The sequence below is a fragment of the Nitriliruptor sp. genome (genome assembly GCF_040882075.1).
Lineage (GTDB): Bacteria > Actinomycetota > Nitriliruptoria > Nitriliruptorales > Nitriliruptoraceae > Nitriliruptor.
Window position 1 is genome coordinate 1 of sequence record NZ_JBBEBZ010000154.1, and the last position, 16161, is coordinate 16161.

Consider the following 16161-nt stretch of genomic DNA (forward strand, 5'->3'; position numbering starts at 1 on the left):
GAGGTCGACGTCGCCGAGGTCGAGGTCCCCGAAGTCCCGGTGGACCGTGCGGTCGATCTCCTCCCACCTCGCCACCTGCTCCGGTGAGGTGCTGCGCGCCACGGCACCGAACGCGTGCCAACCCACCGATCCGACGGCGGCGATCACCAGCACGGCCACCGCCGCCGCGCGGGAGACCCGGCCCGATGCGGCTGCTGCCGTGCCCGCGTGCCAGACACCCGTCGCCAGCAGCGGGGTCGCCAGCACGAGGGCCTCGAGCGAGATGCGCGGACCGAAGAAGTGCGCACCGCCGAAATGTCCGACGGCACGCACCTGCACCAGCAGGTACGCGAGGCCCGCGATCGCTGCGACCACGGTCCAGGGCGGCACGCGGCGGCGCTGCCAGCAGGCGGCGACCAGCGCGACCGCGACGACGGGCGACCAGACCAGCAGCCCGCGCTCGAGACCGATGAAGGCTGCGCCGAACGAACGCAGCGTCTGCCACGGCGAGTGGGTCACCAAGCCGCCGAGGTGTCCACCGACGTCGTACCCGGCGGTCGGCGTCCACACCCCGAACACGCGCCAGCTGTAGAGGCTGAGCAGCGCCAGCCCCACCGCCGTGCCGGCCATCGCGGCCACCCCGGCCCGTCGAGCCGCCCGCTCCCGGATCAGCACCCACGCGCCGATCACCACCGTGGCGACGGCGAGGTGGGGGCGGACCAGCACGGCGGTGGTGGCACCGATCCCAGCCAAGACGGCCCCACCACCGGCCGCCTGGCGCGCCACACCATCCACCGTGGTGCCCTCCACGCCACCCGCCACCCGGCTCGCCACGTCACCGACCGCGCCCGCGACATCAGCCGCAGCTTCGTGCAGCCGGCGCCACCCGAGCAGCAACGCGACGAGCCCGAGCGCCGCCGGCCCGTGGGGCCAGAGCGCGTCCGCGGCCACCGACCACATCCCGGTCCCGAGCGTCACCACCAGCGCCGCGCCCGCTGCCCACCACCTCGGCACGACGCGACGCAGCAGCGCGAACGCCGCGACCGCCACCGCGACCACGGTGAGCGCCGCGCTCCAGCCAGCCGGTCGCAGGTCGACCAGGAACGGGTGGGCCGGAGGGTCGGGCGATCCAGCGGCGAGGTGGGCGACCGCGTACGCCGGCGTCGCCCACAGCGCGACCCCCGGGAACCGGTTCACGTGCACCCGGCCGTCCGGCGTGGTGACCCCCCAGTAGTTCGCGCTGGCGGGCCAGGGCTCGGGGAGCGCGAGCTCGCCCTGGGTCCCGAGCGACCACGACGCCAGGGCCGCGGCCCGCGTGTCGTTGACCAGCGCCGGACCCGTGTTCGAGGTGGCGATCAGCAGGACCGACAGCAGGAGGCCGGCGAGCACGGTGGCGGCCACCTCGGGCCGCGTCCACGCCGGCGCCGCCCCGATCACGTCGACGCGCTGCGGACGGGGCGGCCCCACCTCAGCTGTCGGGATGCACGGTCTCGCCGGGATCCACGGTCTCGCTGGGATCCACGGTCTCGCCGGGATCCACGGGCTCGCCGCCGTGGAGGATCTCGTCGGTGTGCTGACCGAGGGTCGGGGGCGGTTCAGCGGGCCGGCGTCCGGATCGCGACCACCGGACCGGGGCACCGGGCAGTTCGAGGTCACCGGCGGTCGGGTGGGTCACGCGGTCGATCAGCTCGAGGTGCTCGAGCTGCTCCCAGCCGTAGACCTGGTCCATCGTGCGGATGCGCCCCGCCGGGACGCCGGCGCCGTCGAAGCGGGCCATCCAGACGTCGACCGTGTCGCCGACCAGGGCCGCGTCGATGCGGTCGGCGAGGTCCTCACGGTTCGCGACGCGGTCGGCGTTGGACGCGAACCGTGGATCGTCGACGGCGATGCCGACCAGCGGAGCGAACCGTCCCCAGAGGCCGTCGGAGCCCACCGCGACGTTGACGTACCCGTCGGCGCAGGTGAACGCGCCGTAGGGGGCGATGGTGGCGTGGTGGTTGCCGCCGGGGCGCGGGACCTCGCCACCGAGGGTCCAACGCGTCCCCTGGAAGGTGTGGACGCCGACGGCCGCGGCCAGCAACGACGTCGTGACGCGCTGCCCCTTCCCGGTCCGTTCGCGGTCGAACAGCGCCGCGACGACCCCGTGGGCGCCGAACATGCCCGCGAGGATGTCGGTGATCGGCACCCCGAACTTGGTCGGTTCGCCACCGACCTGGCCGGTGATCCCCATGAGCCCGGCCTCGCCCTGGATGATCTGGTCGAACCCGGACCGGTGCCCATCGGGCCCACCCTCGCCGAACCCGGTGATCGACAGGACGATCAGCCGGTCGTTGAGCTCCTGCAGCGTGTCCGCGCCGAGGCCCAGGCGACCCATGACGCCGGGCCGGAAGTTCTCGACCAGGACGTCGGCGTCGACGATGAGCCGACGGAGGTCCGCCACGTCATCCTCGTCCTTGAGGTCGAGCACCACCGAACGTTTGCTGCGGTTGACCGACAGGAAGTAGGCCGACTCGCGCTGGTCGGTCGACACGCCCTCGGCGTCGACGCCGCGACCTCCGACGAACGGCGGCCCCCACCCACGGGTGTCGTCGCCCGCTCCGGGGCGTTCGACCTTGATCACCTCGGCGCCCGCATCCGCGAGCATCAGCGAGGCGTAGGGACCCGACAGCGCGCGAGAGAGGTCGACCACCCGGATGCCATGCAGCGGACCGTGCACCTCGGCGTCACCTCGTCGGGGTCGTGGACCGGCACCCTAGCTGCGGCCGGTTCGCGCGACGCCCACGAAGCTCCGTACGCTCCCGCCCGAGACCACCCCCGGAGGTTGGTCACCGACGAACCGAACAGGACCCGCGATGGCCACCATCTTCTACGACGACGACGCCGACCTCTCGATCATCCAGGGCCGCAAGGTCGCGGTGCTCGGCTACGGCAGCCAGGGCCACGCCCACGCGCTGAACCTGCGCGACTCCGGCGTCGACGTCCGGGTGGGCCTCCGGCCCGGCTCGAAGTCCCGCGTCCGGGCCGAGGAAGCGGGCCTGCGGGTCCTCGACACCAACGAGGCCGCCGCTGAGGCCGACGTGGTCGTCGTCCTCGCCCCCGACACCGTGCAGAAGGCGATGTGGGAGGACGGGCTCGCCGAGACGATGGAGGACGATCAGGCGCTCGTCTTCGGTCACGGGTTCAACGTCCACTTCGGTTGGATCGACCCGCCGGCCGGTGTCGACGTGTTCCTCGTCGCGCCGAAGTCGCCCGGCCACATCGCGCGGCGCACCTACGAGCAGGGCCAGGGCGTCCCGGGCCTCGTCGCGGTGCACCAGGACGCGACCGGCAACGCGCTCGAGCTCGGCAAGTCCTACGCCGCGGCGCTCGGGCTCACCCGCGCGGGCGTCCTGCAGACCACGTTCGCCGAGGAGACCGAGACCGACCTGTTCGGTGAGCAGGCGGTCCTGTGCGGCGGCGTCAGCCACATGGTCACGGCCGGGTTCGAGACCCTCGTCGAGGCCGGCTACCAGCCCGAGGCGGCCTACTTCGAGACCCTCCACGAGCTCAAGCTCATCGTCGACATGATGTACGAGGGCGGCATCTCCTGGATGCGCCACTCGGTGTCCGAGACCGCGGAGTACGGCGACTACGTCACCGGCCCGCGCATCATCAACGCCGAGTCCAAGGCGGCGATGAAGCAGGTCCTGACCGAGATCCAGGACGGCACGTTCGCCCGCAACCTCGCCGAGGAGTTCGAGGGCGGGGCCAAGACCTTCGCGGCCAAGCGCAAGGAAGGTCGCGAGCACCAGATCGAGACGGTCGGCAAGCAGCTGCGCGCGATGATCCCGTTCATCTCGACCCCCACCGAGGAGCTCGAGTAGAGCCGGATCCGTGGAGCCGCTGACTGCGGCCCTGCTCCTGCTGGCCGCGGTGGGCGCCGGCGCGATGAACGCCGTGGTCGGTGCGGGAACCTTGATCACGTTCCCGACGCTGCTCGCAGCCGGCTTCCCGCCGGTGGTCGCCAACGTCTCCAACACGGTCGGGCTCGTACCTGGCGGGCTGACGGCGGCGTTTGCGTTCCGCTCGACCCTGACCGGGCGCGCGCGGCTCGTGCGGCGCCTGATCGTCGCATCATCGGTCGGCGGCCTGACCGGCGGCGCGCTGCTGCTGTTCCTACCACCCGGTGCGTTCGAGCTGGTAGTGCCGCCGCTGCTGGTGCTCTCCGGGGTGCTGGCGGCGCTGCAACCGCGGGTCGCCGCACGGGTCGCCGCCCGCCGCCGGGCGGCTGCGGCGAGCGACGCACCGGAGGTCGCCGCGCCCGTTGCGGCCGCGGCCGGAGCCACGGCCGAGGCGGTCGGGAGCACGGAGGCGGGGGCCTCGATACACCAGCCCAAGATCGCGGGCAGTCCCCTGCTGCTGGCATCGATCGCAGCCACGGGCATCTACGGCGGCTACTTCGGGGCGGCGCAGGGTGTGATCCTGCTCGCCATCCTCGGCGTGTTCGTCGGGGGCGACATGACCGAGGTGAACGGCATCAAGAACGTGCTCGCGAGCGTGGCCAACATCGTGTCGGCCCTGCTGTTCATCGCGATCGCGGACATCGACTGGACCGTGGCCGGGCTGGTCGCGGTCGGTTCAACCATCGGCGGGGCCCTCGGTGGCCGCTACGGGCGACGGCTGCGCCCCGGCCCGCTGCGCGTGCTCGTGGTCACGGTGGCGTTCGTCGCGGCCGCGTGGCAGCTGACCCGCTGACCGCTGCCGGCCGCGGAGCGGTCGGGCCTCGAGGTCCTCACCGGACATCACCTGGTCACCCCCGCGGGTCTTGGCGGCGTACAGGGCGCGGTCGGCTCGGACGAGCAGGGTGTGCAGGTCATCGCCCGGGCGGAGGGTCGCGATGCCGATCGAGGTGGTGACCTCGCCGTCACCAGCGGCCAACCCGAGCTCGGCGACGGCCGCACGCCAGCGCTCAGCGATCTGGAGGGCATCCGGGTTCGAGGTCGCGGGTGCGACCACGAGCAGTTCGTCACCTCCCCACCGTCCGAGGATGTCGGTCGCCCGCAGGTCGGCCTCCAGCGCTTCGACCACGGCGATGAGCGCGGTGTCGCCAGCGGCGTGACCGAGGTGGTCGTTGCGGGCCTTGAAGCCATCGAGGTCGAACAGGGCCACCGACAGCGTCCCGCCGTAGCGGGCCACCCGATCGAGCTCGGCGGCGAGCGCCACCTCGATGCCGCGTCGGTTGTTGATCCCGGTCAGGGCATCGCTGTGCGCCAGCTCCTCGAGGGTGCGGGCACGGGTCCGTTCCTCGGCGAGCTTCGCCTTGATGGACGCCAGCGCGTGCGTCATCCCGGCGATGATCGCCAGCGTCACCGACTGGCGGACCAGCGCGGCGCCGGCGCCGAAGTTCGTGGACGCCCCCTCCACGATCGGTCGCACCAGGAGGGCGGTGAACGCCACCCACAGCACGATGGACCACGTTCGCGCCCGTGCCTGATCGAACGCGAGGTAGATGACCACCACGGACACGACCGCGGTGGGTCCGGCCGTCTCCGCGACCAGCTGTCGCAGCACGCCGAGGGGGACCGGATCGATCACGGTCACCACGAACAACCGCGCGAGCATGAGCACCGGTATCGCGACGATGATCAGCCGCTCCACCCGGACGACGGCGAGCCGGCGTGTGACGAGGCCGGCGAGCGCGACGACCACCACCGCGAACATCAGCAGGTAGATCGGCCCCCCGACCGGCTCGTCGCGGCGCATCCACGCCAGCCACGGCAGGAACGGGGTGAGCGACCCGAGGACCGCCAGGTAGGTCCGACGGCGCATCTCGAGGCTGCGGGGCGCGGCGTCTTCCACTGGGTCTCCGACGGGGCCGGGCCGGCCGTTCGGCCAGGGTACGGGCCCGGCGACCGTTCGGAGCGAGGATGCGCCGGATGGCGCCACGAACGCACGCCCGTGCGCGTGTCCCCCGCATCACGGCTAAACGAACCGGCCGGGACCGGCGCCCCGCCGGCGGGTTCGTGTCAGACGCTGGATGACCCACCGTGCATGGCCAGGACCAGCAGGGCGAGCTGGACGTCGAGGCGGACCCGCGCGTCGGTCGTGAACGGCCCGAGCATCGACTCGAGCTTCTCGATGCGGTAGCGCAGGGTGTTGTAGTGGAAGTGCAGCTGACGGGCCGCCTGCGCCACGTTGCCCCCGGCATCGAGGAGCGCCTGGAGCGTGGCGCGCAGGTCCGCGGCAGCGGCCGTGTCGGCCGCGAGCTCACCGAGCACCTCGTCGGCGAACGACCGCAGCTCGGCCTGGTCCTCGACCAGCGACAGCACCCGGTAGGCACCGAGCTCGTCGAAGTGGGCGAGGGCACCCGGCCCGTGGATGCGACGCCCGATGACGAGCGCGCGGGACGCCTGGTCGTACGCGCCGGCGATGTCGCGCACGTCGTGGACGGGACGCGACAGCCCTGCCGACAGGGTGACCCCGACCGACCTCGATGCCTGGTCGAGCAGACGACCGGCGAAGCGTCGCGCGTCACCGCGACCATCGCTGCCCTCGAACGCGGCCGTGACGATGACCACCTCGTGGCTGAACCGCGCGACCGCGGCGCCCGGGTCCCGTTCGACGATGGCGGGCCGGATGACCGACAGCAGCGGCGCGCGGCGGGTCACCTCGTCGGGGACGACCGGATCGCCGGGCTGGTCGAGCCGGACCACGAGCACCACCACCCGGCGGTCGAGGTCCCACCCGAACCCCGCGGCCCGGTGCAGGACGTCGTCGCGGTCCTCGACCTGACGGAGCAGGTCGTGCATCAGGTCCGAGCGGTACTTGTCCTCGACGGCCTGCACCTCGAGCTTCTTGGTCAGCTCGAGCGCCGCGACGGTCGCGGCGTTCTCCAGCGCGACGAGGTCGAGCGGTGGTGGGTCCCCGTCGCGCAGCCCGATGACGTAGCCGTGCTCGCGGGCCCCCGCCGAGATGACCACCCCGCTGCAACCGAGCTGACGTCCATCTTCATCCTCGACCCAGGCTCGACGTGCCGGGAGATCGACGACGAACCGGCCCGGGGGCGGTCCATCGGCGGCGTCGAGCTCGTCGAGACGTGCGGAGGCCAGCACGGCACCGTCGAGGTCGATGATCGCAGCCGGTCCATCGAGCAGCTCCGCCAGGTCGCGGGCGATCTCGGGCAACCCGAGGCCGCCGAGCACGAGGCCGAGGAAGGCGCGGTGGATCCGTTCGGAGCGTGCGAGCTGGCGGGCCTGCCGGTTGAGCAGGGTGGTCAGCACCTCGTTGAGGATGTCGTCGAAGCAGACGTGCTCGGGGAGCTGCACGATGGGGAAACCGCGTGCATCGGCCACCGCCAGCATGTCGGCCGGCACCTCGTCGAGGTAGCGACCGAGCTTGATGCCGAGCCCGGCCAGCCCGGCGTCGTCGAGGTCCTCGACGAGCTGCGGCAGCGATCCCGGCCGGCCACGTAAGGGGTAGGCGGTGGTCAGCAGGAACTCGTCGGGCTTGACCCAGGGCCCGATGTCGGGCACCTCCATCACGTTCAGGCGCGTGACGGCACGGTCCAGGCCCGTGGCGCCGGCCAGCACCTGCGACCCCGAGAGAGACGGCGTCTCGAGCACCTCGCGGAGCGCCTGCGCGTCCGGGAGCCCGGCGGTGGGACCGGTGGCGCTGGGCACGGGCGGGCTCCACTCCGGGTGGTCCTGTGGCCGGCACGCCGCGTGGGACGACGCGCCGGGCGTTCGGCAGGTGACGCTACCCCCGGCGCGTCCCCGTCGTACGAAGTTCACATGGAGCGACGAGGAGGCGCGGACTAGCGTCAGCGCGAGGTCGGCACGCGCTGACCACCCACCGCTGCGAGGAGCCCGCGATGCCGTTCGAGGTCCGCAAGGTCGAGTTCAAGAGCGTCAACGACGCCTCCGGGCTGGCCCAGCTGATCGACGACGGGGTGTTCGCCGCCGACGACGTCGTGGCCGTGATCGGCAAGACCGAGGGCAACGGCGGGGTCAACGACTACACCCGGATCCTGGCCGACCAGGCCTACCGCGGTGTGCTCGTCGACAAGGGATCACGCAGCGCCGACGTGGTCAAAGAGATCCCGATGGCCTGGTCCGGTGGCTGCGATGGCGTCATCACCCCCCACGCGGTCGTGTTCGCCCGCGTCCCCGACGAGGCCGGTGCGGACACCGATGAGAAGCGCCTGTCGGTCGGGTTCGCGATGTCGGACGTGCTGCTGCCCGAGGACATCGGGCGACCCGCGATGGTCGAGAAGGTCGGCGCGGGCGTGAAGCGCGCCATGGCGGAAGCCGGCATCACCGACGTCGCTGACGTCCACTACGTGCAGACCAAGACGCCGCTGCTCGTGCAGGAGACCATCGCCGACGCCCACAGCCGCGGCGAGACCGTGTTCACCGAGGACACCCTCTACTCCATGGACGTCTCCAACGGGACCACCGGGCTCGGCGTCGCCTACGGCCTCGGCGAGATCAGCGAGGTGCCGGATGCGGACCAGATCTGCAAGGACACCTCGCTGTACTCGGCGGTGGCGTCCTGCTCGTCCGGCGTCGAGCTCGACCGGGCCCAGATCGTCGTGGTCGGCAACGCCGCCGGTGCGCGGTCCAAGTACCGGGTCGGTCACAGCGTCATGAAGGACGCCATCGACCAGGACGGCATCTGGGACGCGATCCGGTCCGCGGGGCTCGACCTGCCGGAGCGTCCGCACCACACCGACCTCAGCGACAAGCTGGTCGGGGTGTTCCTCAAGTGCGAGGCCGACGCGTCCGGGCAGCTCCGTGGTCGACGCCAGCTGATGCTCGACGACTCCGACGTGCACCACCACCGCCAGATCAAGGGCGCGGTCGGTGGCGTGACCGCGGCCACGATCGGCGACTCGGCGGTGTTCGTGTCCGTCGGCGCGCTGCACCAGGGGCCGCAGGGCGGCGGACCGGTCGCCGCCATCGTGCGCATCGACGACTGAACGATGTCGGGGGCTGGTGCATCTCGCCGGTGCTGGTGGGTCGAGCCCGGCCCACCGGGCCGGTTCACCCGTCCGCGACCGGTGTTCAGGGCTAGCCTCGCTATCGATCCGTGATCCCGTGCTGACAGGACGCAGCTGTGGAGATCGAACGGCGCGAGTTCCGCAACGAGCTCGTCCGTCTCGCCGACTTGACGGTCAACGACGATGTCATCCAGGGGCGGACGTTCGAGAACTGTCAGATCATCGGGCCTGCGGTCATGGCGCCGCTCGGCTCGACGTCCATCACCTACTGCACGTGGGACGGCACCTCGTTCGAAGCGTTCGCCTGGCCGGTCGCGCCAGAACGGCATCTGATCGGCGCGATCGGAGCGCTCGAGTGCACGTTCTTCAAGTGCCGGTTCGTCCGTGTGGGCCTGGTGGTTCCTGAGGACAAGCTCGACGAGGTGCGCGCGGGTTTCACGACCCGCTGACGCTCACCTGGCTGGACCGGATGGGCGCGACCGACTGGTTGTCCGAGAACGGTCCGGTCCACGGCGCGGCGAGGAGCTTCACCGGCCGTGTCGCCAAGTTGGTCACATCCACCTCCTCGCCTTCCTCCCAGAACGCTTCGAGGTCGTTGACCGTGAGATCGCTGTCATCGCTCATGGTCCCATCCTAGCTATCGGCGGCGCATCGCGGTCCGGCACGCCCAGACGCCTTCCCGCTCATCGATCGGTGCGAGGTAACAGATGATGTCTGCCCCGGCCGTCGTCGTCGCCGTGACGATGAGCCGCTCTCCGAACGATGGATGCACGTGCCAGCGGGCGCCGATGGGCGAGGTGTAGAGGAGTGCGTCCTCGATCTCTTCGCGGGAGAGGCCGTGCTTACGTTCGATCTTCTCCTCGACGTCCGCAGCGAACCGGAGCTCACCGATGTAGGCACGCCGTCTCGCGTTCATGGACAGGGACCGTAGCTGTGACGGGCGTCCAAGGGTCCGGTAGGTCGGGGAGCCCTGATGCGGCACCCGAGCGATGCCGAGCGAGGGGCCCGAACCGTAACCCGCCACCCAAGACGGGGCGGGTGGTACCCATGCCGAACGCGGGCCCACCGCGACGGCAACCTTTGCCGTTGTCCCGGATCGTCACCGGCTTATCATCCGCGCACACGGGAGGTCCCCTGATCGGACGGCTGCGGTCGGCGCTGAACGCCACCCTCGTGGTGGTGCTCCTCGGCGCGTTGTGGGAGGGCTACCGCGCGCTCGCGCTCGCGCTCGGCAACACCTGGCCGGGGACCGACGCGTCCCTGCCGATCGTCGTGCGCGGCAGCGGCAACGCCCAGACCTTCCCGCACCTGTGGGACATCGTCGCCGCGTTCGGCCGGCCCTACCGCGGTGGCGGCGAGACGCTCGGGGCGTTCCTGCTCAGCGGTGTCGCCCACACCGCACGTGAGGTCGCGGTCGGGTTCGTGCTCGGCGTGTTCCTCGGCTTCCTCCTCGGCGTGCTGTTCCGCCACTCCCCCCTCGCCGAGCGCGCGCTGATGCCCTACGTCGTGGCCTCGCAGGTGGTGCCGTTCATCGCGTTCGCGCCGATCCTGGTCGTGGTGTTCAACCAGTGGCAGTTCCTGCCGTCCTGGTCCGGCGTCGCGGTCCTGTCGATGTACCTGGTGTTCTTCCCCGTGGCGATCAACACCGTCCGAGGGTTGCGTTGCGCGGAGGCCACCGCCGAGGAACTGATGCGCTCCTACGCGGTCTCCTCCTGGACGCGCCTCTGGAAGCTGCGCGTCCCGGCGGCGTTGCCGCACCTGTTCGTCGGTATGAAGATCGGCGCGACCGCGGCCGTCGTCGGCGCCATCGTCGGCGAGATCTCCGCACCGAGCTCCGCGGGTATCGGCGGCGCCATCTTCGCCTTCGGACGGGTGAGCAACAACGCCGTCCAGCTGTTCGCCACCACGGCCGTCGCCGGCCTCCTCGGCATCACCGCCTACCTCATCATCGTCGGCCTGGAGCGCGTCGCCCTGCGCTCCCACGGAGGGTGACCCGCCCCATGACGGCAACGCAGCCCACCGACAGCCCGACCGGCGCACCCCTGGTCTCGGTCCGCGGCGTCACCAAGCGCTTCGGCACCGGCGACGAGGCCGTCGTGGCCCTGTCCGACGTCACCCTCGACGTCGCCCAGGGTGACTTCGTCTCCCTGATCGGCCCGTCCGGCTGCGGCAAGTCGACGCTGCTCCGGACGATCGCCGACCTCACCCCCGCCACCGACGGCGAGGTGCTGGTGAGCGGCAAGTCCGCGCACCAAGCCCGCTGCGACCGCGACTACGGCATGGTCTTCCAGAAGGCCACGCTGTTCAACTGGCGGACCGTGCGCAGGAACGTCGAGCTCCCGCTCGAGATCATGGGCCACTCCCGCCAGGATCGGACCGCCCGCGCGGACGAGATGCTCGAGCTGGTCGAGCTCAGCGACTTCGCGAGGAAGCGCCCCCACCAGCTGTCCGGCGGCATGCAGCAACGCGTCGCGATCGCCCGCGCCCTTGCCTTCGAACCCTCGCTGCTGCTGATGGACGAACCGTTCGGCGCGCTCGACGAGATCACCCGTGAACGGCTCAACGACGAGCTGCTGCGCATCTGGCAGCGCACCGGCACCACCATCGTGTTCGTGACGCACTCGATCCCCGAGGCGGTGTTCCTCTCCAACCGCATCGTGGTGATGAGCCCACGCCCCGGCCGGATCCTGGCCGAGATCCCGGTGGATCTGCCCTACCCGCGCGACGAGGCCACCCGGGAGCTGCCGCGCTACTACGAGCTGGTCACCGAGGTGCGCGAGACGCTCCGCGCGGCGGAGCGCGCGTGACCTCGACGACCGCCCCCGTCGCCCCGGTCGCCGACCCGGGGCTGTCCGGGCGCGTCGGATCGGGGTTACGCCGGGTCGTCCCGGCCGCCATCGCCGCGCTGCTCGTGCTGGCCCTGTGGGAGCTGATCGTGCGGGTCTTCGAGATCCGACCCATCCTCCTACCCGCGCCCGCCGCCATCCTCGGCACCTTCCTCGACGACCTCCCTCGTCTGGCTGAAGCGGTGTGGACCACGGGACGAGCCGCGCTGCTCGGCTTCCTGGTGGGCGGGTTGGCCGGCTTCGTCGCCGGCGCGTTGGTCGCCGGTTGGGCGTGGCTGCGCGAGGGGATGCTGCCGGTCGGCGTCGCGCTCGGGGCGATCCCGATCGTGGCCACCGCGCCGATCTTCAACCTGTGGTTCGGCGCGTTGTCGGTGTGGTCGAACGCCGCCGTCGTCGCGCTGGTGGTGTTCTTCCCGATGCTGGTCAACACGATCACCGGCCTGAACGCCGCGGAGACCGGTCACACCGAGCTGATGCGCTCCCTGGCCGCGAACCGACGCACCGTCTTCGTCAAGCTGCTGCTGCCGACGGCGCTGCCGTTCGTGTTCGGCGCGCTCCGGGTCGGAGCAGCGCTCGCGGTCATCGCAGCCGTCGTCGCCGACTTCTTCGGCGGCTTCCGGTCGAGCGCCGGCTTCTTCATCAAGACCTTGATGGCGACGGCGGACTACACCGGCGCCTGGGCGACCGTGCTCGCGTTGTGCCTGTTCGGGCTCGCGCTGTACGGGACGGTGGCAAGCTTGGAACGGTGGATGGTCCCGACGGCGACCGAGTCGTGACCGGACCGGCCGAGGAACACGCGAGGCGAGAGCCAGGCGAGGTGGCAAGGAACGTGGCGAGCAACGGGGTACGCGGTGACCCGCCGGTCACCGCGACGGGTACGAGAAGGGACGACCAACGATGATCCACACTCGACGCAAGGTGGTGGCTGCGGCTGCTGCGCTCGCGCTGCTGGCCACCGCGTGCGGTGACGGCGGCGGCGACGGGAACGACGACGGCGCGACCGCGACCGACGACGGCGTGACCGACGATGACGGCGCCGCCGAGGACGACGGTGGCGACGATGGCGACGATGGCACCGCGGCCGAAGGCGACTGCGAGGAGCTCGAGCAGACCAGCGTCCAGCTCAAGTGGGTGGCGCAGGCCCAGTTCGCCGGCTTCTTCGCCGCCGACGACCAGGGCTTCTACGCCGACGAGTGCCTCGAGGTCGAGATCCTCGAGGGCGGTCCGGACGTCGGCCCGGCGCAGGTCGTGGCCGGTGGCGGCGCGGACTTCGGCATCGACTGGGTCGCCTCGACGCTGTCCCAGCGCGCGGCCGGTGAGGACTTCATCACCATCGCCCAGATCTACCAGCGCTCCGGCCTGATGCAGGTCGCCTGGGCCGACAGCGGCATCGAGTCGTTCGAGGACCTCGAGGGCACGACCGTCGGCGCCTGGGGCTTCGGCAACGAGTACGAGCTGCTCGCGGCGCTGCAGCAGGCCGGGCTCGACCCGAACTCGGACGTCGACCTCGTCGACCAGCCGTTCGACATGACCCTGCTGCTCGACCGGGACATCGACTCGGCGCAGGCCATCACCTACAACGAGTACGCCCAGCTGCTCGAGACCGAGAACCCCGAGACCGGCGAGCTGTACCAGCCCGAGGACTTCGTCACCCTCGACATGAACGAGGCGGGCGTGGCGATGCTCCACGACTCGATCTTCGCCAGCCAGGAGTTCGTCGAGGCCAACGAGGACCTCGTCGTCCGGTTCCTGCGCGCCTCGTTCCGCGGCTGGATGCACTGCCGCGACAACCCCGAGGACTGTGTCACCTCGACCTTCGACCGCGGTTCGATCCTCGGTCAGGGTCACCAGCGCTGGATGATGAACGAGGTCAACGCACTGATCTGGCCGTCCGAGAACGGCATCGGGTTCCTCGACCCGGAAGCGTTCGACCGCACCGCCGAGATCGCCACCACCTACGTGGACGGCATCGAGGAGCAGCCCGGCGACGACGCCTACACCAACGACTACGTCGAGCAGGCGTGGGAGGGGCTCGAGGGCGACACCACCGGCGACGGCTGGGAGAAGGAAGAGGTCGAGGTGACCCCGGGCGGCGAGTAACCGCACGGCGTCGGCCACGACGCCCACACCGGCAGCGAGGAGGGGCGGTCCCGGGCGGGGCCGCCCCTCCGCCGTGTCACCGACGGCGAACCCTGACGGGGTGGTGGGGCGACCTTCGGCAGGGGTCGCCGAGGCCCGGCGCTCGCCGACCTCCTAGCGTGCGGGTGCCGCGGTCCGTCCCACGCTGCGGTCCGGCGACGAGACGAGGCGACCCCGGTGAGCGAGCGCACGGTGATCGCTCTCGGCGGCAACGCGATCTCCCCCGTCTCGACGGCCGGCACAGCCGCCGAGCAGACGGCCAACATCCACCGCAGCATGCGACAGGTCGCGGCCCTCGTCGCGGCCGGGATGACCGAGCTGGTCCTCACCCACGGCAACGGTCCGCAGGTCGGCAACGTGCTGATCAAGAACGAGCTGGCCAAGGACGTGGTGCCGCCGGTGCCGCTCGACTGGTGCGTCGCCCAGACCCAGGCGACGATCGGCTTCACGATCGCCAACACCCTGAGCTACGAGCTCACAGAGCTCGGCTGCGGCCAGCCCGTCGTGCCCGTGGTCAGCCGGGTGCTCGTCGACGTCGACGATCCCGGGTTCACCGCCCCGACGAAACCGATCGGTCCCTACCTGACCGACGCCGCCGAGGTGGCCCGTCGCGAGGCCACCGGGACGCGGTTCGTGCGCGTCGGTGATCGCGGGTGGCGACGCGTGGTCGCGTCACCCGAGCCGCTGTCCTGCGTGGACCGGCCGGCCGTGGAGCTGCTGCTCGAGGACGGGGCGATCGTCATCGCCAACGGGGGTGGCGGCATCCCGGTCGTCGACGACGGCACCGGTCCGCTCCGCGGGGTCGAAGCCGTCATCGACAAGGACCTCGCCGGGGCGCGGCTCGCCGAGGAGCTCGGAGCTGCCGTGTTCGTCGTGCTCACCGACGTCACCGGCGTCGCCATCGACTACGGCACCGCTGACGAGCGGTGGCTGACCTCGGTGACCGTGGCCGAGCTCCGCGAGTTGCAGGCCGCGGGGCAGTTCACCGCCGGCTCGATGGACCCGAAGGTCGAGTCGGTCTGCCGGTTCGTCGAACGCACCGGCGGCCGCGCGGCCATCGCCTCGCTCGACGGGGTCATCGCGGCCGTGAACGGCGACGCCGGTACCCAGGTCCACCCGTGAACGGACCCCGCCCAGCGTCTCGACCCGCAGCCGCGTCCGCTGCGATCCGGGCGGTCCTGACCGGCCCACCGCGGCCGGTCCGCGTGCTGGCCGTCTTCCCCGCCGCCACCTACCTCGCCCACGACGACGGGGTCATCGCGCTGGTCGCAGCCGACGGGGTGCGCCACCCGAACGCCCTGGTGCTGACCGACGCGGTGGCTGCGGCCCCGTTCGCCAGCTACCGCGTCCACCAGCCCGGCAGGGTCGGTGACGGGGAGGTCGTCATCGGCCAGCACGGGACGGTCCCGACCCGTTGGTTCGACCCGGTCCCCCGTCTCCAGCCGACGACCGCCGAGCGCCTCGGCGCGACGGCCGGAGCGGCGCGTGCCCACCTCGTGCTGACCACCGGCGCGGTCCCGGACGGGCTGGCCGAGGGCGTCAGCGAGGTGGCCGACGCGCTCGCTGACCTCGACGTCGTCGAGGCCGTCGCCGCTGCCCGAGGGCTCGTCGGTCTCGGTCCGGGGATGACCCCCGCCGGTGACGACGTCCTGGCTGGCCTCCTCGCCGCCGTGCTCGCGCTCAGCCGCGCGCTCGACGGCACCGACACGACCTCGCTGGCGGATGCGACACGCACCGCCGGGGCATCTATCGCCGACCACGCGCGACACGCGACGACCACGGTGTCCGCTGCCCTGCTCGATCACGCGGCGCGCGGCGAGGTGGCCGCCCCGGCGGCGGACCTGCTCCACGCGCTCGCCGGTCGCGGGTCGGTGACCGCCACGCTGGACCGTCTGCTCGTGGTGGGTGCCACATCGGGGCGCGACCTCGCGGTCGGCCTGCTCGCCGGCGCCGACCTGGTCATGTCCGTGGCGTGCTGGCCGACGCCGCTCGGCGGACCGCCCCCGGCGACGTCGATCGTCGCCGAACCGGCGTCGCCCGTGCGGGCTGGCGCCGCGGTGTCCGCCACGACCCCCGACCCGCTCCGTGCCTGACGGATCATCGATCGCGAGGATCACCCCATGACCGACCACGTCGACGTCCGTCGCGGTGCCTACGCCGACTCCGTGAGCCTGATGCAGGTCAGCCGCCGCGTCGGTGACGTGGACGGGGTCACCAAGG

Annotated in this window: 15 protein-coding genes and 1 pseudogene; 10 read left to right on the forward strand and 6 right to left on the reverse strand. The window is 71.8% G+C overall.

Annotated features, from left to right (window positions below):
* Positions 1-1380 (reverse strand): annotated as a pseudogene (locus WEB03_RS09275) (hypothetical protein); the annotation flags it as partial.
* Between the two features lie 67 nt (positions 1381-1447).
* Positions 1448-2695, reverse strand: coding sequence for a CaiB/BaiF CoA transferase family protein (locus WEB03_RS09280; RefSeq protein WP_368070670.1), 1248 nt, complete (start codon positions 2693-2695; stop codon positions 1448-1450).
* 136 nt (positions 2696-2831) lie between these two features.
* Here WEB03_RS09280 and ilvC point away from each other — a divergent pair, with 136 nt between their 5' ends.
* Positions 2832-3842 (forward strand): ketol-acid reductoisomerase, encoded by a 1011-nt coding sequence (gene ilvC / locus WEB03_RS09285; RefSeq protein WP_368070671.1) that lies wholly within the window; start codon positions 2832-2834, stop codon positions 3840-3842.
* Positions 3843-3852: 10 nt separating this feature from the next.
* A complete protein-coding gene (locus WEB03_RS09290; RefSeq protein ID WP_368070672.1) occupies positions 3853-4713 on the forward strand; it encodes a sulfite exporter TauE/SafE family protein in 861 nt (286 codons plus the stop codon).
* Here WEB03_RS09290 and WEB03_RS09295 read toward each other — a convergent pair.
* Positions 4597-5817, reverse strand: coding sequence for a GGDEF domain-containing protein (locus WEB03_RS09295; protein WP_368070673.1), 1221 nt, complete (start codon positions 5815-5817; stop codon positions 4597-4599). The two genes, WEB03_RS09290 and WEB03_RS09295, sit on opposite strands and share 117 nt — an antisense overlap.
* A gap of 167 nt (positions 5818-5984) precedes the next feature.
* Positions 5985-7637, reverse strand: a complete 1653-nt coding sequence (locus tag WEB03_RS09300) for a PucR family transcriptional regulator (protein WP_368070674.1) — start codon at positions 7635-7637, stop codon at positions 5985-5987.
* Between the two features lie 191 nt (positions 7638-7828).
* On the opposite strand from WEB03_RS09300, the gene WEB03_RS09305 reads away from it, so the two are divergent.
* Both WEB03_RS09305 and WEB03_RS09310 read left to right on the forward strand, forming a co-directional pair.
* Positions 7829-8935 carry a ring-opening amidohydrolase gene (locus WEB03_RS09305; RefSeq protein WP_368070675.1) on the forward strand — a complete coding sequence of 369 codons (1107 nt, stop codon included), beginning with the start codon at positions 7829-7831 and terminating at the stop codon, positions 8933-8935.
* Positions 8936-9072: 137 nt separating this feature from the next.
* Positions 9073-9405, forward strand: coding sequence for a hypothetical protein (locus WEB03_RS09310; RefSeq protein ID WP_368070676.1), 333 nt, complete (start codon positions 9073-9075; stop codon positions 9403-9405).
* Here WEB03_RS09310 and WEB03_RS09315 read toward each other — a convergent pair.
* Positions 9392-9580 carry a hypothetical protein gene (locus tag WEB03_RS09315; protein ID WP_368070677.1) on the reverse strand — a complete coding sequence of 63 codons (189 nt, stop codon included), beginning with the start codon at positions 9578-9580 and terminating at the stop codon, positions 9392-9394. The genes WEB03_RS09310 and WEB03_RS09315 overlap by 14 nt on opposite strands.
* Positions 9581-9593: 13 nt before the next feature.
* Positions 9594-9872 (reverse strand): hypothetical protein, encoded by a 279-nt coding sequence (locus WEB03_RS09320; RefSeq protein ID WP_368070678.1) that lies wholly within the window; start codon positions 9870-9872, stop codon positions 9594-9596.
* A 131-nt stretch (positions 9873-10003) separates the two neighbouring features.
* On the opposite strand from WEB03_RS09320, the gene WEB03_RS09325 reads away from it, so the two are divergent.
* The 6 genes from WEB03_RS09325 to WEB03_RS09350 all read left to right on the forward strand — a co-directional run bounded on the left by WEB03_RS09325 (position 10004) and on the right by WEB03_RS09350 (position 16034).
* Positions 10004-10948 carry an ABC transporter permease gene (locus WEB03_RS09325; RefSeq protein WP_368070679.1) on the forward strand — a complete coding sequence of 315 codons (945 nt, stop codon included), beginning with the start codon at positions 10004-10006 and terminating at the stop codon, positions 10946-10948.
* 8 nt (positions 10949-10956) lie between these two features.
* Positions 10957-11763: an ABC transporter ATP-binding protein gene (locus tag WEB03_RS09330; protein WP_368070680.1), complete on the forward strand. Its 807-nt coding sequence runs from the start codon at positions 10957-10959 to the stop codon at positions 11761-11763.
* Entirely contained in the window at positions 11760-12578 is an 819-nt protein-coding gene (locus tag WEB03_RS09335; RefSeq protein WP_368070681.1) for an ABC transporter permease, read from the forward strand. The genes WEB03_RS09330 and WEB03_RS09335 overlap by 4 nt, the downstream gene beginning before the upstream one ends.
* 121 nt (positions 12579-12699) lie before the next feature.
* The gene (locus tag WEB03_RS09340) at positions 12700-13902 is read left to right on the forward strand and encodes an ABC transporter substrate-binding protein (RefSeq protein ID WP_368070682.1); all 1203 of its coding nucleotides are present in this window, start codon (positions 12700-12702) and stop codon (positions 13900-13902) included.
* A gap of 216 nt (positions 13903-14118) precedes the next feature.
* Positions 14119-15063 carry a carbamate kinase gene (locus WEB03_RS09345; RefSeq protein ID WP_368070683.1) on the forward strand — a complete coding sequence of 315 codons (945 nt, stop codon included), beginning with the start codon at positions 14119-14121 and terminating at the stop codon, positions 15061-15063.
* Positions 15060-16034: a DUF2877 domain-containing protein gene (locus WEB03_RS09350; RefSeq protein WP_368070684.1), complete on the forward strand. Its 975-nt coding sequence runs from the start codon at positions 15060-15062 to the stop codon at positions 16032-16034. The genes WEB03_RS09345 and WEB03_RS09350 overlap by 4 nt, the downstream gene beginning before the upstream one ends.
* Positions 16035-16161: the final 127 nt, after the last annotated feature.

What these genes read in the sequence shown, in the direction of transcription:
- ilvC (WP_368070671.1), top strand. Translation starts at nt 2,832, where the DNA reads ATGGCCACCATCTTCTACGACGACGACGCCGACCTCTCGATCATCCAG.
- WEB03_RS09305 (WP_368070675.1), top strand. Translation starts at nt 7,829, where the DNA reads ATGCCGTTCGAGGTCCGCAAGGTCGAGTTCAAGAGCGTCAACGACGCC.
- WEB03_RS09315 (WP_368070677.1), bottom strand. Translation starts at nt 9,580, where the DNA reads ATGAGCGATGACAGCGATCTCACGGTCAACGACCTCGAAGCGTTCTGG.
- WEB03_RS09320 (WP_368070678.1), bottom strand. Translation starts at nt 9,872, where the DNA reads ATGAACGCGAGACGGCGTGCCTACATCGGTGAGCTCCGGTTCGCTGCG.
- WEB03_RS09325 (WP_368070679.1), top strand. Translation starts at nt 10,004, where the DNA reads ATGCCGAACGCGGGCCCACCGCGACGGCAACCTTTGCCGTTGTCCCGG.
- WEB03_RS09330 (WP_368070680.1), top strand. Translation starts at nt 10,957, where the DNA reads ATGACGGCAACGCAGCCCACCGACAGCCCGACCGGCGCACCCCTGGTC.
- WEB03_RS09340 (WP_368070682.1), top strand. Translation starts at nt 12,700, where the DNA reads ATGATCCACACTCGACGCAAGGTGGTGGCTGCGGCTGCTGCGCTCGCG.